Origin of the sequence: uncultured Pigmentiphaga sp. (genome assembly GCF_937950555.1) — a bacterium.
Lineage (GTDB): Bacteria > Pseudomonadota > Gammaproteobacteria > Burkholderiales > Burkholderiaceae_B > Pigmentiphaga.
This window is the reverse complement of record NZ_CALFCW010000076.1, coordinates 1-17,623: the sequence shown is the minus strand read 5'-3', so window position 1 is coordinate 17,623 and position 17,623 is coordinate 1. Positions and strand designations below refer to the sequence as shown.

General features: G+C 65.8%; 19 protein-coding genes. 9 read left to right on the top strand and 10 right to left on the bottom strand.

The window, feature by feature from the left end:
- Nucleotides 1–66 precede the first annotated feature (66 nt).
- Nucleotides 67–1,740 (top strand): energy-dependent translational throttle protein EttA, encoded by a 1,674-nt coding sequence (gene ettA / locus Q0319_RS18765; protein ID WP_296466827.1) that lies wholly within the window; start codon nucleotides 67–69, stop codon nucleotides 1,738–1,740.
- A 62-nt stretch (nucleotides 1,741–1,802) separates the two neighbouring features.
- Here the strand turns inward: ettA and Q0319_RS18760 are convergent, their stop codons facing one another.
- Entirely contained in the window at nucleotides 1,803–2,966 is a 1,164-nt protein-coding gene (locus tag Q0319_RS18760) for a hypothetical protein (protein WP_299455133.1), read from the bottom strand.
- Between the two features lie 235 nt (nucleotides 2,967–3,201).
- Here Q0319_RS18760 and Q0319_RS18755 point away from each other — a divergent pair, with 235 nt between their 5' ends.
- The 4 genes from Q0319_RS18755 (at nucleotide 3,202) to Q0319_RS18740 (ending at nucleotide 7,491) form a co-directional block, all read left to right on the top strand.
- On the top strand, nucleotides 3,202–4,074 hold the full coding sequence (locus Q0319_RS18755; protein WP_296467279.1) for a fumarylacetoacetate hydrolase family protein: 873 nt from the start codon (nucleotides 3,202–3,204) through the stop codon (nucleotides 4,072–4,074).
- A 23-nt stretch (nucleotides 4,075–4,097) separates the two neighbouring features.
- A complete protein-coding gene (gene gtdA / locus Q0319_RS18750; RefSeq protein WP_299455129.1) occupies nucleotides 4,098–5,156 on the top strand; it encodes a gentisate 1,2-dioxygenase in 1,059 nt (352 codons plus the stop codon).
- Between the two features lie 90 nt (nucleotides 5,157–5,246).
- A complete protein-coding gene (locus Q0319_RS18745) occupies nucleotides 5,247–6,452 on the top strand; it encodes an NAD(P)/FAD-dependent oxidoreductase (protein ID WP_296467269.1) in 1,206 nt (401 codons plus the stop codon).
- 40 nt (nucleotides 6,453–6,492) lie between these two features.
- A complete protein-coding gene (locus tag Q0319_RS18740; RefSeq protein ID WP_296467266.1) occupies nucleotides 6,493–7,491 on the top strand; it encodes a tripartite tricarboxylate transporter substrate binding protein in 999 nt (332 codons plus the stop codon).
- Nucleotides 7,492–7,585: 94 nt separating this feature from the next.
- On the opposite strand, the gene Q0319_RS18735 is transcribed toward Q0319_RS18740, so the two are convergent.
- A complete protein-coding gene (locus tag Q0319_RS18735) occupies nucleotides 7,586–7,786 on the bottom strand; it encodes a glycine zipper 2TM domain-containing protein (protein WP_296467286.1) in 201 nt (66 codons plus the stop codon).
- A gap of 262 nt (nucleotides 7,787–8,048) precedes the next feature.
- Between Q0319_RS18735 and Q0319_RS18730 the strand changes: the two genes are divergently transcribed.
- Nucleotides 8,049–8,849 (top strand): ferritin-like domain-containing protein, encoded by an 801-nt coding sequence (locus Q0319_RS18730; protein ID WP_296467283.1) that lies wholly within the window; start codon nucleotides 8,049–8,051, stop codon nucleotides 8,847–8,849.
- Here the strand turns inward: Q0319_RS18730 and Q0319_RS18725 are convergent.
- Together Q0319_RS18725 and Q0319_RS18720 are read right to left on the bottom strand one after the other, a co-directional pair.
- The gene (locus tag Q0319_RS18725) at nucleotides 8,834–9,166 is read right to left on the bottom strand and encodes a hypothetical protein (RefSeq protein ID WP_296467263.1); all 333 of its coding nucleotides are present in this window, start codon (nucleotides 9,164–9,166) and stop codon (nucleotides 8,834–8,836) included. The two genes, Q0319_RS18730 and Q0319_RS18725, sit on opposite strands and share 16 nt — an antisense overlap.
- A 47-nt stretch (nucleotides 9,167–9,213) precedes the next feature.
- Nucleotides 9,214–9,516 (bottom strand): PepSY domain-containing protein, encoded by a 303-nt coding sequence (locus Q0319_RS18720; protein WP_296467258.1) that lies wholly within the window; start codon nucleotides 9,514–9,516, stop codon nucleotides 9,214–9,216.
- A 115-nt stretch (nucleotides 9,517–9,631) separates the two neighbouring features.
- Here Q0319_RS18720 and Q0319_RS18715 point away from each other — a divergent pair, with 115 nt between their 5' ends.
- Genes Q0319_RS18715 through Q0319_RS18705 form a run of 3 tightly spaced genes read left to right on the top strand, consistent with a single transcriptional unit; the run spans nucleotide 9,632 to nucleotide 12,009 of the window.
- On the top strand, nucleotides 9,632–9,976 hold the full coding sequence (locus tag Q0319_RS18715) for a PepSY domain-containing protein (RefSeq protein ID WP_299455123.1): 345 nt from the start codon (nucleotides 9,632–9,634) through the stop codon (nucleotides 9,974–9,976).
- 3 nt (nucleotides 9,977–9,979) lie between these two features.
- Nucleotides 9,980–10,645, top strand: coding sequence for a response regulator transcription factor (locus tag Q0319_RS18710; protein ID WP_296467252.1), 666 nt, complete (start codon nucleotides 9,980–9,982; stop codon nucleotides 10,643–10,645).
- A complete protein-coding gene (locus tag Q0319_RS18705) occupies nucleotides 10,642–12,009 on the top strand; it encodes a HAMP domain-containing sensor histidine kinase (RefSeq protein ID WP_296467248.1) in 1,368 nt (455 codons plus the stop codon). The genes Q0319_RS18710 and Q0319_RS18705 overlap by 4 nt, the downstream gene beginning before the upstream one ends.
- A 46-nt stretch (nucleotides 12,010–12,055) precedes the next feature.
- On the opposite strand, the gene minE is transcribed toward Q0319_RS18705, so the two are convergent.
- The 6 genes from minE to Q0319_RS18675 form a co-directional block, all read right to left on the bottom strand.
- The gene (gene minE / locus Q0319_RS18700; protein WP_296467245.1) at nucleotides 12,056–12,316 is read right to left on the bottom strand and encodes a cell division topological specificity factor MinE; all 261 of its coding nucleotides are present in this window, start codon (nucleotides 12,314–12,316) and stop codon (nucleotides 12,056–12,058) included.
- Nucleotides 12,317–12,319: 3 nt separating this feature from the next.
- Nucleotides 12,320–13,135, bottom strand: a complete 816-nt coding sequence (gene minD / locus Q0319_RS18695) for a septum site-determining protein MinD (protein WP_296467242.1) — start codon at nucleotides 13,133–13,135, stop codon at nucleotides 12,320–12,322.
- Between the two features lie 21 nt (nucleotides 13,136–13,156).
- Nucleotides 13,157–13,945, bottom strand: a complete 789-nt coding sequence (gene minC, locus Q0319_RS18690) for a septum site-determining protein MinC (protein WP_296467240.1) — start codon at nucleotides 13,943–13,945, stop codon at nucleotides 13,157–13,159.
- A 99-nt stretch (nucleotides 13,946–14,044) separates the two neighbouring features.
- Nucleotides 14,045–15,811, bottom strand: a complete 1,767-nt coding sequence (locus tag Q0319_RS18685) for a glutamine--tRNA ligase/YqeY domain fusion protein (RefSeq protein WP_296467237.1) — start codon at nucleotides 15,809–15,811, stop codon at nucleotides 14,045–14,047.
- 84 nt (nucleotides 15,812–15,895) lie between these two features.
- Nucleotides 15,896–17,404, bottom strand: coding sequence for an ATP-binding protein (locus Q0319_RS18680; RefSeq protein ID WP_299455118.1), 1,509 nt, complete (start codon nucleotides 17,402–17,404; stop codon nucleotides 15,896–15,898).
- The coding region (locus tag Q0319_RS18675; protein ID WP_299455116.1) for a winged helix-turn-helix domain-containing protein at nucleotides 17,401–17,623 on the bottom strand (223 nt) is incomplete at its 5' end. The genes Q0319_RS18675 and Q0319_RS18680, both read right to left, overlap by 4 nt.

Genomic DNA, 17,623 nt, shown 5'->3' with positions numbered 1-17,623 from the left:
GTGGGCTTCGTCAAGCGCCGGCCGCAGGATCGCGGCCGGCGCGTTCTTTCTCGATGTGGTTCACCCATGGCTCAATACGTCTACACCATGAATCGTGTCAGCAAGATCGTGCCGCCCAAGCGGCAGATCTTGCGCGACATCTCGCTGTCGTTCTTCCCGGGCGCCAAGATCGGGGTGCTCGGTCTGAACGGTGCCGGCAAATCGACGCTGCTCAAGATCATGGCCGGCGTCGACAAGGATTTCGAGGGCGAAGCCCGCCCCATGCCCAACCTCACCATCGGTTATCTGCCCCAGGAGCCCCAGCTCGACCCCGAGCACACCGTGCGCCAGGCGGTCGAAGCCGGGCTGGGCGGCGTATTCGCAGCCAAGAAACGCCTGGAAGAGGTTTATGCCGCCTACGCCGAGCCGGACGCCGACTTCGACGCGCTGGCGACCGAGCAGGCCGAGCTCGAGGCCATCATTGCGGCGGGCAGCGGAAGCGGCAGCGATGACATCGAACACCAGCTCGAGGTGGCGGCCGACGCGTTGCGGCTGCCACCCTGGGATGCGGTGGTCGGCCACCTGTCCGGAGGCGAGAAGCGCCGCGTGGCCCTGTGCCGCCTGCTGCTGTCCAAGCCCGACATGCTGCTGCTCGACGAACCCACCAACCACCTCGACGCGGAGAGCGTGGAGTGGCTGGAAGTTTTCCTGCAGAAGTTCCCCGGCACGGTAGTGGCCGTCACCCACGATCGCTATTTCCTGGACAATGCCGCCGAGTGGATTCTCGAGCTGGACCGTGGCCACGGCATCCCCTGGAAAGGCAATTACAGTTCGTGGCTGGAACAGAAGGAAGCCCGCCTCAAGCAGGAAGAAGCGAACGAGTCCGCCCGCCAGAAAACCATCAAGAAGGAACTGGAGTGGGTACGCCAGAATCCCAAGGCGCGCCAGGCCAAGTCCAAGGCGCGCATCGCGCGTTTCGAGGAACTCAGCTCGTACGAATACCAGCGGCGCAACGAGACCTCGGAGATCTTCATCCCGGTTGCCGAGCGGCTGGGCAATGAGGTCATCGAGTTCAAGAACGTCAGCAAGGGGTACGGCGACCGCCTATTGATCGACAACCTCAGCTTCAAGGTGCCGCCGGGCGCCATCGTCGGCATCATTGGCCCCAACGGCGCCGGCAAGTCCACGCTGTTCCGGATGATTGCGGGCAAGGAGCAGCCCGATAGCGGCGAAATCCTCCGCGGCTCCACCGTCAAGCTGGCCTACGTGGAACAGACGCGTGATGCGCTCGAAGACGCCAAGACCGTCTTCGATGCGGTCGCCGACGGGGCTGACCTGCTGACGGTGGGCCGTTTCGAGATGTCGTCGCGCGCCTACCTGGGGCGCTTCAACTTCAAGGGGGCGGACCAGAACAAGCTGGTGGGCAACCTGTCGGGTGGTGAGCGCGGCCGGCTGCACCTGGCCAAGACGCTGCTGGCCGGCGGCAACCTGCTGCTGCTGGACGAACCGTCCAACGACCTCGACGTGGAAACCCTGCGTGCGCTGGAAGATGCCCTGCTGGAGTTCGCCGGCAGCGTCATGGTGATCAGCCACGACCGCTGGTTCCTGGACCGGATTGCCACGCACATCCTGGCTTTCGAGGGCGATTCGCAGGTCGTGTTCTTCGACGGCAACTACCAGGAATACGAGGCGGACAAGAAACGCCGCCTTGGTGAAGAAGGGGCCAAGCCCAAGCGTGTGCGGTTCAAGCCGCTGAAGTAGTCCTGAAAGGCGGGCCGGCCTGCGGGCCGGCCCACCCTCCGAAGGAGGCTAGCCGTTCAGGCTCAGTCGATCACGAAGTCCAGATACTCGGCGAAGCTGCCGGACCAGGTGGCACCGCCGGTCGACTGGATGGCCACGTTGCCTTGTTCCCCGGAGATGGAGAACACCGTGCTGATGTCTTCGCCGCTGGCCTTGGTCAGCATCTTGCCGGAGCTGAACCCCAGTTCGAAATCATCGATGACGATAGGCTCCTCAAGCTGGAGAGTGTAGGAGAAGTCGTCGCCCAGCTCGGGATCGCTGCCCGTGTTGGCGTAGGCCAGCTCGTTGATCGTATGGCGGATGGAGTCGCCGCTGTCGCTGCAGAGGCAGTGGAGGTCCATTTCGCCGCGGAACTCGGTGACGGTCTGGGTATAGCCTTTGCCGTCTTCCTCGAAGGAAACTTTGAGCGATTCCACGCCCTCTTGGCTGGTGGCAACGCTGACGAGGAGCGTCTCCGTGTCGCCGTCCATTTTCGCGATGATGGCGGGCTCATCATCGGGGATGACAGTGGAGAAGCGGGCGCGCATGACTCCGTCGAACTGCGTATCGGTCGCATCGACCTCCTCGCCGTCGCCGATTTGCAAGGCGGAATAAGCCACCCGCGTACCGACGGACACGGTTTGTTCCGCGTTTTTCAAGGCTTTCAGGGCTTTGGACATGACGAAGCCTTCTTGGGCGGGCGCCGAGGCGACTTTGCCGAAGAGCTCCGGCACGTTGAACTCGGTGATGACGACCCGGACCCCACCATTGATGGTGACGATATCGTCTTCCTCGTCGTCGTCGAATATCGCGATGCCGAACCCTTCGAACTCTTGGCGGCATTGCTTGAAGGCGAACCGGACCTCGTCGCCCACCGCAATCCCTTCGTTGCCCGGGTCGACGGGCGTGTACCGGGCCTGGACGGATCCGCCGTGGTCGCACGGGAATTCATCCACCGATGGGCGGGGCGGCTCGTCTTCGCCGAGGGGAGAGTGGCGATATTCGGCGTACTCCAGCGCGAGGGATGACATGAGTACGGCAGGCGATTGAACGAGCAGGCCGGCGAACAGCGAATGGCTAGAGTATTGGTGAATTTGTTCCGAGGTCAGCTTCGGCGTCGGCTCCGGCTTGCTGCCGCTTCCTCCCCCACAGGCCGTCAAGATAGCGGCGATTCCCAATCCACAAGCCAATTGCCACGTGCTTCTCATGTGTTTCCCCCATTCTTGAAATAATCAAATAATCGCAAGTAAGCGACCTGACGTTACAACTGTTTTTATTTGTAATCTAACATCGAAGTCGACTAGAGGGAAGAGTATCGGCGTGGTTGGCGGCATTTCGCGACACCGGCCGCGACCTTGCCTTGACCGGCCGGTCTCTCGTGCCTAAAATTGAGCATGCTCAAAAATTAAGAACGCCTGCCATGGGGCAGGCCCGGGAGACCGAATGAAGATTTGCCGCTACGACGAAGGCCGGATCGGCCTGGTGGAAGGGGATCTCGTCTACGACGTGACCGCCGTGAAGGACCGTTTGCCCGCGCTGGCTTGGCCGGTGCCGCCGGGGGATTTGTTCATCGAACGCCTGGAGGAGCTGAAGCCCGCGATCCAGGCCGCCAAGGCGGGCGCGTCGTCCCGGCGCCTTTCCGAGGTCAGGCTGCTGAGTCCCGTCGCCACGCCGTCGAAGGTCATCGCTGCACCGCTGAACTACCACGCCCACGTGGATGAATCCCTGGCCGATGCCCAGATCCACAACAACGTGCACATCGCCCACTACGAGGGGTTCAAGAGCCCGGTCGCAAAGTTCGGGGTGTTCCTGAAGGCGGCGACTTCCGTGGTGGGTGCCGGCGAAGGCGTGAAGATCGCTTTCCCCGGCCGCCGCAACGACCACGAAGTGGAGCTGGCGGTGGTGATCGGGCGCCGCGCCAAGGACGTCGCGGCGGCCGATGCCATGTCCTACGTCGCGGGATATTGCATCGGCCTGGACATGACCGTCCGCGGCACCGAAGACCGCAGTTACCGCAAATCGGCGGACACCTATACCGTGCTGGGGCCCTACCTGGTGACGGCGGACGAGATCGCCGACCCGGGCAATCTCGATTTCTCCATCGAGGTGAACGGCGAGCCGCGGCAGCGCGCGAATACGCGCGATTTGATCACCGGCGTTGCGGAGCTGATCGAGGTGGCATCGCACGTCTATACGCTGTATCCCGGCGACGTCATCCTGACGGGCACGCCCGAGGGGGTGAATACCGTGAAGCCCGGCGACGTCATGCACGCCCGCATCCAAGGGCTGGGCGAAATGGACGTGGCCGTGCGCTAGGCGGCCGAGGGCAGGGGAGACACATGAACCATCCGAGCCAAATGCACGCGCCCGTCGCCGACAGGGCAGCCCGCGAAGCGTTCTACGCCCGCATCGGCGCGGATAACCTCGCGCCGCTGTGGGAGCAGCTACACAACCTCGTCACGCGCACGCCGCGCTCCGATTGCCAGCCGGCACACTGGTCGTACGCCAAGGTGCGGCCTTATCTGACCGAGGCCACCGAGCTGATTACCGCCGAGGAGGCCGAGCGCCGCGTCCTCATCCTCGAGAACCCCGGCCTGCGTGGCAAGGCGGCGATCACGACTTCGCTTTACGCCGGCCTGCAGGCCATCCTGCCGGGGGAGGTCGCGCGCGCGCATCGCCATAGCCAGGCCGCGCTGCGGCTGATCCTGGAGGGCGACGGGGCCTATACGTCGGTGGACGGCGAGAAGACCATCATGCGGCGCGGCGACTTCGTCACCACGCCGTCCTGGACCTGGCACGACCACGGCAACGAAAGCAATGGGCCCATGATCTGGCTGGACGGGCTGGACGTGCAATTGGTGGCCGCGCTGGACGCCAGCTTTGCGGAGTCCTCTCCGGCCGACCGGCAGGAGCTCAGGCGCCCGGTGGGCGACAGCCTGCTGCGCTACGGGAACGGCCTCGCCCCCGTGGACTGGACCCCGACCGCCAACCGGGCCTCGCCGCTGTTCTGCTATCCCTACGAGCGCACGCGCGCATCGCTGATGGGCATGCAAGCCGCCGGCGCGCCCGACCCGCACCTCGGCTACAAGCTGCGCTACGTCGACCCCCTCACGGGCCGGTCCCCCATGCCGACCATGGGTGCGTTCGCACAGCTGCTGCCCAAAGGGTTCTCCACGGCGCCTTACCGGTGTTCGTCGGGCACGGTGTTCGCCGTGCTGGAAGGGCGGGTGGAGGTGATCTTGGACGACCGGACATTCGAGGCCGAGCCGAACGACGTTTTCGTCATTCCCAGCTGGGCAGCGCACCGGCTGGCGGCCCGCGAGGACGCGATCCTGTTCAGTTTTTCCGACCGGCCCGTGCAGGAAGTGCTGGGCCTGTGGCGCGAAAGCCGCGACTGACGCGCGCCGGCTCCGAGAGCCCGGCGCGGCGCCGTTCGCCTCGTCCCGCGCGGGCGGTTTCCGAATCCTTTCCAATACTAGAACCGAGTCATGCAACAGCATCCCGTCGTCATTTCCGGAGCCGGTCCCGTCGGCCTGGTCGCCGCCCTCTCGCTCGCACAGAAGGGGGTGGACGTCGTCATCCTCGAAAAAGAGGACCACATTCCCCAGGACCTGCGTGCCGGCACCTTTCACCCACCCACCGTGGAGATGCTCGACACGCTGGGCGTGGGCGAAACCTTGCGCAGCCGCGGGTTGCGGGTGCCTGAGTGGCAGGTGCGCGACCGCAAGGAAGGGCTGGTCGCGCAGTTCGACCTGAACCTCATCGCAGACCTGACGCCTTACCCGTTCCGGCTCCACGTCGAACAGCACAAGCTGTCCAGCATCGTGGCCGAGGCGCTGCGGGAACACAGCAATGCACGGGTACTCTTCTCGCACCAGTGCCTGGGTTATGAACAGGACGACGACGGGGTCACCGTGCGCGTCCAAGGCCCCGGCGGGACGGAAGAGATCCGCGCCAGCTATCTCATTGGCGCCGACGGCGCGCACAGCATCGTGCGCAAGACCATGGGGACGGAATTCGAGGGCTTCACCTGGCCCGAACGCTTCCTCGTCTGCGCCACCCGCTATGACCTGCGCGCAGAGGGCTATACGGGCAACGCCTACATCGCCGATCCTGACGAATGGGTCGCCATTTTCATCCAGCCGCACGACGGACCGCCCCCCATCTGGCGCATCGCGTTCCCCATCGGGCCGGAAATGGACGAAAACGAGGTGCTGTCGATGCCCTTCGTACAGAGCAAGGTCCAGGGCTTCCTGTCGCCGGAGCGCGAGTACGACATTCCGTACAAGAGCATTTACCGGGTCCACCAGCGCGTGGCCAAGGAGTTCCGCGACCGCCGGGTGTTCTTGGCCGGCGATGCCGCCCATGTGAACAATCCCCTGGGTGGGATGGGGCTGAACAGCGGCATCCACGACGCCATGAACCTGACGGAAAAGCTTGCGCAAGTCATGCTGCATGGTGCGCCGGACGACCTGCTGGACCGCTACCACCGGCAGCGCCATACGGTCAACGTGGAATACGTGCAGGCCATCACCATACGGAACAAGCGCCTCCTGGAGGAGCGGGATCCCAAGGTGCGCAAGCAGCGCCTGGACGAACTTCGTGCCACCGTGGCCGACCGGCAGGCGCACCGGCAGTTCCTCATCAATTCATCCATGATCGCCAGCGTGCGCCGGGCCAACGAAATCCAGTAGGCCGGGCGCCCAAATAGACATAACGAGAGAGGAGACCGCTATGCAAGATGCCGCACACCGTCCCGAGCGACGGACCTTCATCGCCGCCCTGGCCGCGGGCGCGCTGCTGCCGGGGCGCCTGCCCGCGGCCCAGGACACCCTGGGCCTGTCCGACAAGACCGTCCAGGTCATCGTTCCCTTCACACCGGGCACCACCCCCGACCTGTGCGCGCGGCTGTTCTCGCCCAAGCTGGCCGAGCAATCGGGCCGCACGTTCGTGGTGGAGAACAAGCCCGGGGCCTCCGGCATCATCGGCCTTGCCGCGGTGGCCAAGGCGCCGCCCGACGGCCATACCATCGCGTTCAGCACGAATACGGCGCTGACGCTGCCGCTGGTTTACGCATCGGTGCCGTTCGACGTCATCGAAAGCTTTACGCCGCTCGCAATGCTGGGTTCGACCAACTTCGCGTTGTGCGTACATCCCTCGCTCGGCGTGAACACCGCCAAGGAGTTCATCGATTACGTCAAGCGCCATCCCGGCACGGTCAACTACGGCTCGCCGGGCAAGGGAACCTTCCATCACTTGTGCATGGAAATGCTGGTGGCCCAGCTGGGGCTGAACATGGTGCACGTGCCGTACAAAGGGTCGGCGGGCGCTACCACCGACCTACTGGCGGGCCATATCAAGGCGATGTTCCAGCCCATGCACGTGGCCGTGCCGCACCAGCAGGAAAAGCGCCTGGTCATCCTCGGGGCCTCGCGCCGCGAGCAGGATGCCGCCTATCCCGCCATCCCCCCGCTGGCCACGGTGGGCGTGCCGAACTACGACGCCGACGCCTGGTACGCCGTCTGGGGGCCGCGCGGCATGAGCCCCGATCTGGTCACGCGCTACAACGCCGCCTTCAACCGCCTGCTGGAGCACCCGGAGGTGCGGGCCACCATGCTCAAACAGGGCATGACGCCGCGGCCCATGAGCTCCCGGGAACTGGGGGATTTGTCCAAGGCGGAATACGCCAAGTGGGCCGAGGTCACCAAGGCCGCCAACATCCTGCCCGAGTAGGGTTGCCGGCGCAGGCTTGATACATTTTTCGCAAAAACGCAACAGCCCCGGTCCTTTCGGACCGGGGCTGTTTGCCTTGGGGCAGGCTGCCCCTTTAGCGGCGCTTGCCGACCTGGTCGCCGACGACGCCGCCTATCGCGGCGCCGCCCACGGTGCCCAGGATGCCGCCGTCAGAGATGGCAGCACCTGCCACGCCGCCCAGTCCGGCGCCGACGACCGCGCTCTTTTCGCGGCCGGACATGCTGTCCCAGGTGGAACACCCGGTTGCCGCGACCACGAGGGCGGCACCGATCATCAGTTGGGCAAATCGTTTCGCGTTCATGAGGTGACTCCCTGAATGTGTGAGGTATGCGGCGCGGCCAGCGCGCCGCGGCTTGGAATAACAGTGACAGAATCGCCCGGCGATGTCTGTGAACGAACTCGACAAGCATTACACAAAGTAACGTCGGGGATGCACCTCCGAAAAGCCTGGAGGGACTCGAATCTCGCCGCGATTAGGCTTATCCTGCAAGGACTGCGAACTCGGAGAAATTTCGGTGGACGCTGTTGCTACTGCGATGCCCTGGCGGCTAGAAGACATCGATCTGTCGCGCATCGACCCGAGCTTGGTCGAGTCGGACGAGGCGCTGTTTTTCCTGCTTTGCAGCGCTTCGTTCATCGAGAGTGGGTCGGACCTCTACACGCGCAACCTCATCGAATATTACCAGGACGACCCGGACGTGGCCGGCTGGCTAGGGTCGCGTTGGGAGCCGGAGGAATTACAGCACGGCCGCGCCTTGCGTGCGTACATCGAGCACGTCTGGCCCGACTTCGATTGGCAAAGCGCGTTCGACAGTTTTTTCAGCGAGTATTCCCAGCGCTGTACGCTGGAGGAGTTCGAGCCCACCAAGGCGCTGGAACTGGCGGCCCGCTGCGTGGTGGAAATGGGGACGGCGTCGTTGTACCGCAGCCTGGCCGCGTACGCGCCCGAGCCGGTGTTGCGCGAGATCACCACCCACATCCGGACGGACGAAGTCCGCCACTACAAATACTTCTACCTGTACTTCAATCGGTATAACGCCCAGGAAGGCAACGGCCGGATGAAGGTGCTGCGGGCGCTGGTGCGGCGGTTGCTGGAGATCCGCAACGACGATGCCGAGTGCTCCATCCGCCATGTGTTCAATCACCGGCATCCCGGGCAAGCCAACGACAAGGCCGCCATCGACCGCATCCATGCGGCGTGCCGGCGTTTGGTGCAGCGCAACGTGAGCCCGGACATGAGCGTGAAGATGTTCCTCAAGCCCCTCAACCTGCCCCCCCGCATACAGCACGGCCTGGAGGCCCCGCTGACGCGGATGGTGCACTACGCGCTGCGCTGAAGGCCGGCGGCGGGGCGGCCGATCGTCTCCGCGTAGCGGCCGCTCAGGTAGTTGAGGATTTCGTCCGCACGGCTGGCGGGCCAGTTCCAGATTTCCGTCCAGGGCAGGTGGGGGGCAATGCCGAAATCCCGCTTGAGCGCGGCCACGACGGCGCCTTGCGCTGCATAGCCGAACTGCCGCTCACGTGCCTTGCACAGCTCGTTCAAGGCCGATTCGATGCGGTGGCGCAGGCGGCTGTCGGCGCCTATGGTGCCTGGGGCGTCGTCGCCCGCGCCGCATTGGGTTGCGGCGCCATCGGAGAATACGGACTGGTTCACGGCATCGCTCCTCGGTGCGAGGGTCTGCGGAAGGGATCTGCGGTCCATTAGTTCCGGCCGCGGGGGCGGCGGGGCAGCCATTCTTCGGGCCGGACCACTTCTCCGGTCACCGGATGGATGTAGAGCTTGATCTTGGCGCCGTTCTTGTCGAAACCCTCGACTTCCCAGCAGCCGTCGTCGGGCTCGACTTCCCGCACCTCGTAGCCCAGTTCTTCCGCCTTGCGGATGGCCTGGTCAATGGGGATCCAACGCTCGCGGGGCACGTATTCGCATTTGTCGGCCGCGTAGGCAGCGGGGCTGGCGGCGGCAGTGGCGGCAAAGGCGATGATGAAGGCAGGCAACACGCGCATGGTGGTCCTCAGGATGATTCGTTGACGATGGCTCGAAGCATAGTCGCAGCTCGCCCCGTTTCCCTGACCGCCGATGTCAGCGTCTTATCAGGCAGCGCCTGTTAGTGTGCCTCCCATGTTTGCGACTTTCTTCCCCCGCCGCCCGCGGTTCGCGCCGCGCCTGGCCGCGCCCATGCTGGCGGCGGCGCTCGCCTGCCCGGCTATGTTGGCCCATGCGCGCGACGAATCGTGCAAGAACGACCAAGACTGCGCCCGGGCGGCGTTGGTGCAGGGGGAGATCCGGCCGTTGTCCCAAGTCTTGCGCGTCGTGCGCGAGCGGGTGCCGGGCGATATCATTGAGATCGAACTCGAGCGGGAAGGCGGCATCTGGGTGTACGAAGTCAAGGTGCTGCCTTCGAGCGGACGCCGCAAGAAGCTGGAAATCGATGCCCGCACCCTGGAAATTCTCAAGATCAAATAGGTCATGCGCATTCTCGTAGTGGAAGACGAGCCCCGCATTGCGGCGGACATCCGGGCGGGGCTGGAGCGGGCGCATTACGCGGTGGATCATGCCGAAGACGGCGAGAGCGCCTGGTTTCGCGCCGGTACCGAGGAGTACGACGCCATCGTGCTGGATCTCGGGCTGCCCAAGCTCGACGGGCTCACCGTGCTGAAGCGGTTGCGCGCGGCCGACATCACCACGCCCATTCTCATCCTGACGGCGCGCGACGGCTGGCGCGACAAGGTCGAGGGCATCGACGCCGGGGCGGATGATTACCTAGCCAAGCCGTTCCAGATGGAAGAACTGCTCGCGCGCCTGCGGGCCATCATCCGGCGCGCGGCCGGCCAGTCCTCGGCGATCCTGCGTGCCGGCCCGGTGGAGGTCGATACGCGTACCCGCATGGTGACCGTCCATGGATCGGCCATGACGCTGTCTTCCTTGGAGTACCGGCTCCTGGCGTATTTCCTGCACCATCCCGGGCGGGTGTTGTCGCAGAGCGAACTCATTGAACACGTCTACGAAGCCGGAAGCGATCGCGACGTCAACGCCATCGAAGCGCTGGTGGCGCGCCTGCGTCGCAAATTGGGCGTGGATCTCATCGAGACGCGCCGCGGCCACGGTTACCTGATTCCCGACAGCACGCGATGAGCCGCCGGTCGCTGCTCGTCAGGCTGAGCTGCGCCGCGGCGTTGATGATCCTGCTCGCGCTGGCCGCGGGCGGGGTCGGACTGACGCTGATCTTCGACCGGCAGATGGAGCGTCGCGCCGTGGCCGAACTCGATCTGTATCTAAAGACGCTGGCCGGGCAGGTGCGCGTGGATGCGGGCGGCGTCCTCTCGCTCGAGGCCGCACCGTCTGATCCTCGGTTCGAACAGCCGTACAGCGGGCTGTACTGGCAAATCGACGGCCCGGACAACCAGCAATTGCGGTCACGGTCCCTGTGGGACACGGTCCTGCCCACGCTGGCGGCCGATCCCGCGCGGCCCGTCACCATTGGCAAGGTGGCCGGGCCTGAAGGCTCGCAGCTGCTTTCGGCGGAGCGGACCATCGCGCTCGATGACAGCGCTACCGGGGCCACGGTGCACTTATTGGTGGCCCTCGACCGGGCAGACCTGCAGGCCGAGCGCCGTACCTTCCTGAGCCTGCTGGTTCCTTCGCTGGCCGGGCTCGGGCTGCTGCTCATCCTCGCGATGGCCGGCTTCATTCACCTCGCCCTGCGTCCGTTCCGCGATTTGCGCGCCCACCTGCAGGCGGTGCGCAGCGGGCGCACCCGGGAGCTGCCGCGGGATGTGCCGGATGAGGTCCAACCGGTCGTGGACGAGCTGAACCGGATGATCGCGTTCCATGATGCCTCGCTCGAACGCGCACAAACGCAGGCCGGGGACCTCGCGCACGGCCTCAAGACGCCGCTCGCGGTCATGGGCGCCGCCGCGCGGCGGGCCCGCGCGGAGGGCAGGGACGCCCTGGCGGACGACATCGAAGAACAGGTCAACGCCATGCGTCGCCAGGTGGACCGGACGCTAGCGCGGGCCCGAGCGGGCATGGCGGCGGCCTTGGGGAATCGCTCCACCGTGGTGGCCGACGCCGTGCGCAAGACCTTGCGCGCCATCCAGACGCTGCCGGGGGCGCAGGCGCTCGATTGGGAAGAAGACGTCGCGCCTGACCTGCGTTTCGCCGGAGACGAGGGCGACCTGACGGAGCTGCTCGGCAACCTGCTCGACAACGCGCGCAAATGGGCTCGCGGACACGTGCGCGTGACGGCCCGGGAGTCAAGCCGTGCCGCGTGGATGTTGACCATCGAGGACGACGGCCCGGGCTTGCCCGAAGACGAGGCGGTGCGCATCGAGCGCGGAAGGCGCTGGGACGAATCCCGTCCCGGAACCGGCTTCGGCCTGGCGATCGCGCGCGACCTAGTCGAAGCCTATCGGGGAACCATCGGTTTTTCCCGCGCTCCGGAGCTGGGCGGGCTAAGGGTTTGCATCACCTTGCCGCGCCCGGCCGGCGGCGCCTAGCGGGCGCCTCCAGGGCGGCATGCCGCCGGCGCCAGGGCAAGGGGGCTCAGGTTGCCGACGGCATTTCGATCTTGACTTCCAGCACTTCTAGCGTGTCCTGGCGCTCCAGGTGCACCTTGATGTCGTCCGGATTGATCTTGACGTACTTGGAGATGACGGCCACGAGCTCTTTCTGCAGCTGGGGCAGATAGTCGGACGAACTCGAGGAGGCCGACCGTTCGTGGGCGAGGATGATTTGCAGCCGTTCCTTGGCGACACCGGCGGAGGACGGCTTTTTTTGTCCGAGGAAAAACGAAAGCAAGGACATCGATTATTTCCCTCCGAACAAACGCTTCAACAGGCCGGGCTTTTCATAGTCGATGAACCGCAGCGGCTTGTCCTGGCCCAGATAGCGGTCGACCACGTCCTGATACGCTTCGGCCACCGGCGTGCCTTTCAGGTGAATGGCGGGCAGGCCTTGGTTCGAGGCTTGCAGCACATCCTCGGATTCGGGAATGACGCCGATCAGCTTGATGCGCAGGATGTCTTCGACGTCCTTGAGCGAGAGCATCTCGCCTTCTGCCACGCGCTTGGCGTTGTAGCGGGTGAGCAGCAGGTGTTCCTTGACCGGCTCTTCGCCGTTGACGGCCCGCCGCGACTTTGCCGAGAGTATGCCCAGGATGCGGTCGGAGTCCCGTACCGAGGAGACCTCGGGGTTGGTGACGACCAATGCGTCGTCCGCGAAATAGGCGGCCATCAGCGCACCGGACTCGATGCCCGCCGGCGAGTCGCAGACGATGTACTCGAAGTCCATCTCCTTGAGGCCCTCCATGACTTTTTCCACGCCTTCCTGCGTCAGGGCGTCTTTGTCGCGCGTCTGTGAAGCAGGCAGGATGTAGAGGTTCTCGAGCTGCTTGTCGCGGATCAGGGCCTGGTTGAGCGTGGCTTCGCCTTGGATCACGTTGATCAGGTCGTACACCACGCGTCGTTCGCATCCCATGATGAGGTCGAGATTGCGCAGGCCCACGTCGAAATCGATCACGGCGGTCTTGTGTCCGCGCATGGCCAAGCCCGACGAAAAGCTCGCGCTGGTGGTGGTTTTTCCGACGCCGCCTTTGCCTGAAGTCACGACAACGATACGTGCCATGGAGAGTGGATCCTTAACGAGTTAAATGGGCAACGGTTCGACCAGCAGTTTCTCGCCTTCGAGGCGGATCAACGCCGGTTTGTCCTGGATTTCGGGCAGAGCCGTGGTCATCGGGCGGTAGACGCCCGCGATGGCGACCAGCTCCGCCTGGAATTGGGTGGTGTAGATGCGCGCCTTGGTGTCGCCGCGCGCGCCGGCCATGGCTTTGCCCCGCAGCGGACCATAGACGTGAATATTGCCATCGGCGATCACTTCGGCGCCATGGCTTACCACGCCGAGGACGATGAGATCCGCGTGCCGGGCGTAGACGCGCTGCCCGGATCGCAGCGGCTTTTCGATCACCAAGGTCGGGACCGCTTGCGGCGGCGCCGGCCGCTGTTCGGCCACCGTTTCCATCACGACTTCGGCCGCGGGCGGTGGCGAGGCCGGCGCTTGCGCCGAGGCTGGCGCTTCGCTTTTCGTCGTTGCGGTCTCGGTCGGTTCGACGGCCGGTGAGCGCGTCGGCGCGGCGGGCAGCGACAGCAGCGTCAGCCCCGCCTGCCTGGCCGACTCGGCTAGGTCCTCCGGTGCCATGATGCCTATGGCGGGCAGGTTGTGCCGCCTGAGCGCGTCGACCAGCTGCGTCCAGTCGAGCGGCGCGGTCAGGCGCGATGCGTCGATGACCACCGGCTCGTCTTCGAAAAAGCCGGCGGCTTCCTCCATGCGCTGATCGAGCGCGGCCAGGACGGCCTGGAGGTCGGAGGTGTGCAGCACCACGCGGATGGCGTAGAGCGAGGTGCTCTTGATGTCGAGTACGGGACTGGCTTCCATGGGCGGCGCCGCAAGGCGCAATTGCGCAAAGTCCAGATTCTACCGGGACAAGCGGGAGGATGGGTTAGAGGTTGTGTCCGCGGGGGCACCCCCGCGGGTTTACTTGCCCCAGGAGTCCCGCAGGGTCGTCGTGCGGTTGAACACCGGCGCCAGGGTGGAGGAGATTTCCCGGTCGGCCACGAAATAGCCGAAGCGCTCGAACTGATACGAGGTGCCGGGCGTGCCGTCCGTGCCCGGTTCGAGGTAGCCCTGGACGATTTCGATCGAATTGGGGTTCAGGTGCTCGATGAAGTCCTTGCCGCCTGCGCCGGGGTTGGGGTCGGTGAACAGGCGGTCGTAGAGGCGGATCTCGGCGGGTACGGCCGTTGGCGCGTACAGCCACGTGATGTTGCCCTTGACCTTGACGCTGTCGGCACCCGGGGTGCCGCTGCGGGTGTCGGGCAGGTATTCGGCGTGGACTTCCACGACTTTGCCGGACTCGTCCTTGACGCAGCCCGTGCATTTGACGACGTAGCCGTACTTCAGCCGGACCATGTTGCCCGGGAACAGCCGGAAGAATCCCTTGGGCGGCGTCTCGGCGAAGTCTTCCTGCTCGATCCAGAGTTCGCGCCCGAAGGGGAACGTGCGCCGGCCCATCTCCGGATGGTGGGGATGGCGCGGTGCCGAGCATTCTTCGCTCTGCCCTTCGGGATAGTTGGTGATGACCAGCTTGAGCGGCCGCAGGACGGCGACGGTGCGCGGCGCCTTGGGATCGAGGTCATCGCGCAGCGCTTGTTCCAGTAGCGAGTAATCGATGACCGACTCGGACTTTGAGGCGCCGGTGCGTTCGCACAGTAGGCGGATCGACTCCGGGGTGTAGCCGCGGCGCCGCAGGCCCAAGATGGTGGGCATGCGGGGGTCGTCCCAGCCGGTGACGTGGCCCTCGTTGACCAGCTGCGCCAGCTTGCGCTTGCTGGTGATCACGTAGCTCAGGTTCAGGCGCGCGAACTCATGCTGGCGTGGCAGCGGATCCGCGAGCAGGCCGAGGTCGCGCAGGCGGCCGAGCAGCCAGTCGTAGAAGGGTCGCTGGTCTTCGAATTCCAGCGTACAGATGCTGTGCGTGATGCCCTCGAGCGCATCTTCGATGGGATGCGCATAGGTGTACATCGGGTAGATGCACCATTTGTCGCCCGTGCGGTGGTGCTTGGCGTGACGAATCCGATAGAGGACCGGGTCGCGCAGGTTGATGTTGGGCGAGGCCATGTCGATGCGGGCCCGCAGCGCCATCGCGCCGTCCGGATGCTTGCCGTCGCGCATTTCGCGCAGGCGCGCGAGGGATTCCTCGCGGGGCCGGGAACGCCAGGGCGAATCCTTTCCCGGCTCCGTGAGGGTGCCGCGCATGGCGCGGATTTCCTCCGGGCTTTGCTCGTCCACGTAGGCATCGCCCGCCATGACGAGCGCTTCGGCGGCTTCATACATGAAGTCGAAGTAGTCGCTCGCATGGTAGTAATGCTCGGTGCCGAAACCCGTCCAGTCATAGCCCAACCAGCGGACGGCGTCGACGATGGCGTCGACGTAGCGTTGTTCTTCTTTCTCGGGGTTGGTGTCGTCCAGGCGCAAATGGCAGACACCGCCGTAGTCGCGGGCCAGCCCGAAGTTCAGGCTGATGGCCTTGGCGTGGCCGATGTGCAGGTAGCCGTTCGGCTCCGGCGGAAAGCGCGTGCGTATGCGCGCCGGGTCCAGCGGCGCTTCGGCGTGCGTCGCTGCCGGCCCGGGTTTGCCGGCCCAGCGCTTCCCGGCATAGCGTCCGGCGGCGAGGTCCGCTTCGACGATGTTGCGCAGAAAGTTGGTGGCCGGAGCTGCGGCGGGTTTATTGGGTGTGGTCATCGTTTTATGGGTGGACGAGTAGTCCTTTATTCGATTTTGCCATAATTAGGGTTCCCCCTTACGGCCCAAGGGCCTGCCGCGGGGTCAGTTCTTGGCAAGAGGCAGCCTGACGTCGACCTTCAGGCCCCCGTGCGCGGCTTGCTCCAGGGCGATGCTGCCGCCATGGGCGCGCGCGATGGCCTCCACGAGTGCCAATCCCAACCCGACATTGCCGGTCCGGCTGCGCGCCGCATCCAGGCGCGAGAACGGCTGGAGCGCTTCGGCGCGCCGCTCGGGCGGGATGCCCTGGCCGTGGTCCGTCACGCTGAGCAAGGCGTGGCCATCGAGCGCGGCGAGCGCGACGTGTATGGGCGGGGCGCCGTGCTGGAGGGCGTTGTGTATGAGGTTGTCCACCAACCGGCCCAGGGCGACGGCGTCGCCCGCCACCGTTACGTCTTCTTGTAGCGAGGTCAGTTCCACCTCGCAGCCCGTGCCCTTCCAGGTGTGCAGGCGTTCGCGCAGCCACGCGCCCAGGTCGAGGGGCGCGAAGTGGTAGGTGGCCGGATCGGTGCCTCGCACGAAGCTGATGAACTGGTCGACGATGTGCTGCATGTCTTCGGCGTCCTGCCGCAGCCCCTCCTTGACGGACGGGTCGTCCAGCATTTCGGTGCGCAGCCGCATCCGCGACAGCGGCCCCTTGAGATCGTGGGGCAGGCCGGCAAGCAGGGTGCGGCGCACGCGGTCCGACTCCTGCAGCGCGTCCAGCATCGCGTTGAAGCGTTCGCCGAGCACCCGCGTCTCGTGCGGGCCGGAGGGTTCGACCCGCTCCGGCGCGCCGGAGGCAAGTCGGTCGGCGGCGTGGGCGAGCGAAGTAATGGGGCGGGTGATGTGCCAGGAGAACCAGGCGGCCAGCAATAGGATCGCCCCGAGTCCCCCCAGCCACATGACGACCAGGGGCGTGCGGACCGGAGGATTGATGCGCTCCAGGGATATCACCAGCCATGAGCGCATCACCGGCTCGTCGTCGTTGCCGACAGCCGGGTTGAGGGAAATGAACAGGGCTGGTTCGGGCCCGCGGGAGAGGGCCACCCGCGTGCCGTCCGCCAATTGTTCGTTCAGCCGGCGGATCAGCCCGCGCAGCGCGGGCCGGGGATCGTCGTCGGCCCATCGCGGCGCCTCGCGCGGGCCGCGGCGCTCGGGGGTGAAGCGGAATTCCCCGGGCTGGAAGTCCGGGGGCATGCGTCCCCAGGACAGGGGCTCGAAGCGGCGCCGGGGCGGGTGTCCCTCGCGGCGGGGCGGGCGTTCTTCCCCGAACCGGGGCCGGGGTGGGACGGGGCGCGACACCAGGCGCCATTCGCCGCCCGAAGCTGCCGCCACGAAGGCGGCGCGCTCGCTCTCGTCGATCTGGGAGAGGGCCGCGCGCAGGGTGCGTATGGTCGTGGCGATGAAATCCGGGGCGACGTTTTCCAGGACGTCGCGCCGGTAGTGCTCGATGGCGAGGAAGGTGGCGGCCTGGGCGACCAGCACGGAGCCGAGTATCAGCAGGACGAGCCGCGCGCGCAGCGTGCGCGGCACCAGGCGTCCGCCCCAGCGTCGAAGCGAAGTCGCGCTCATGAATGCGGCGGCGTAGCCGACGCCGCATCGCCGTTGCTGGTCAGGGGCGCGAAGCGGTAGCCGATGCCCCAGACCGTCTGGATCCATTTCGGCTGTTTCGGATCGTCCTCGATCGCGCGGCGCAAGCGTAGGATGGCGATGTCGATGGCGCGATCGTTGCGCTCGCCGGCTTCGTCGTCGCGCGCCAGCGCGAGCAGCCGCTCGCGCGACAACGGCTTT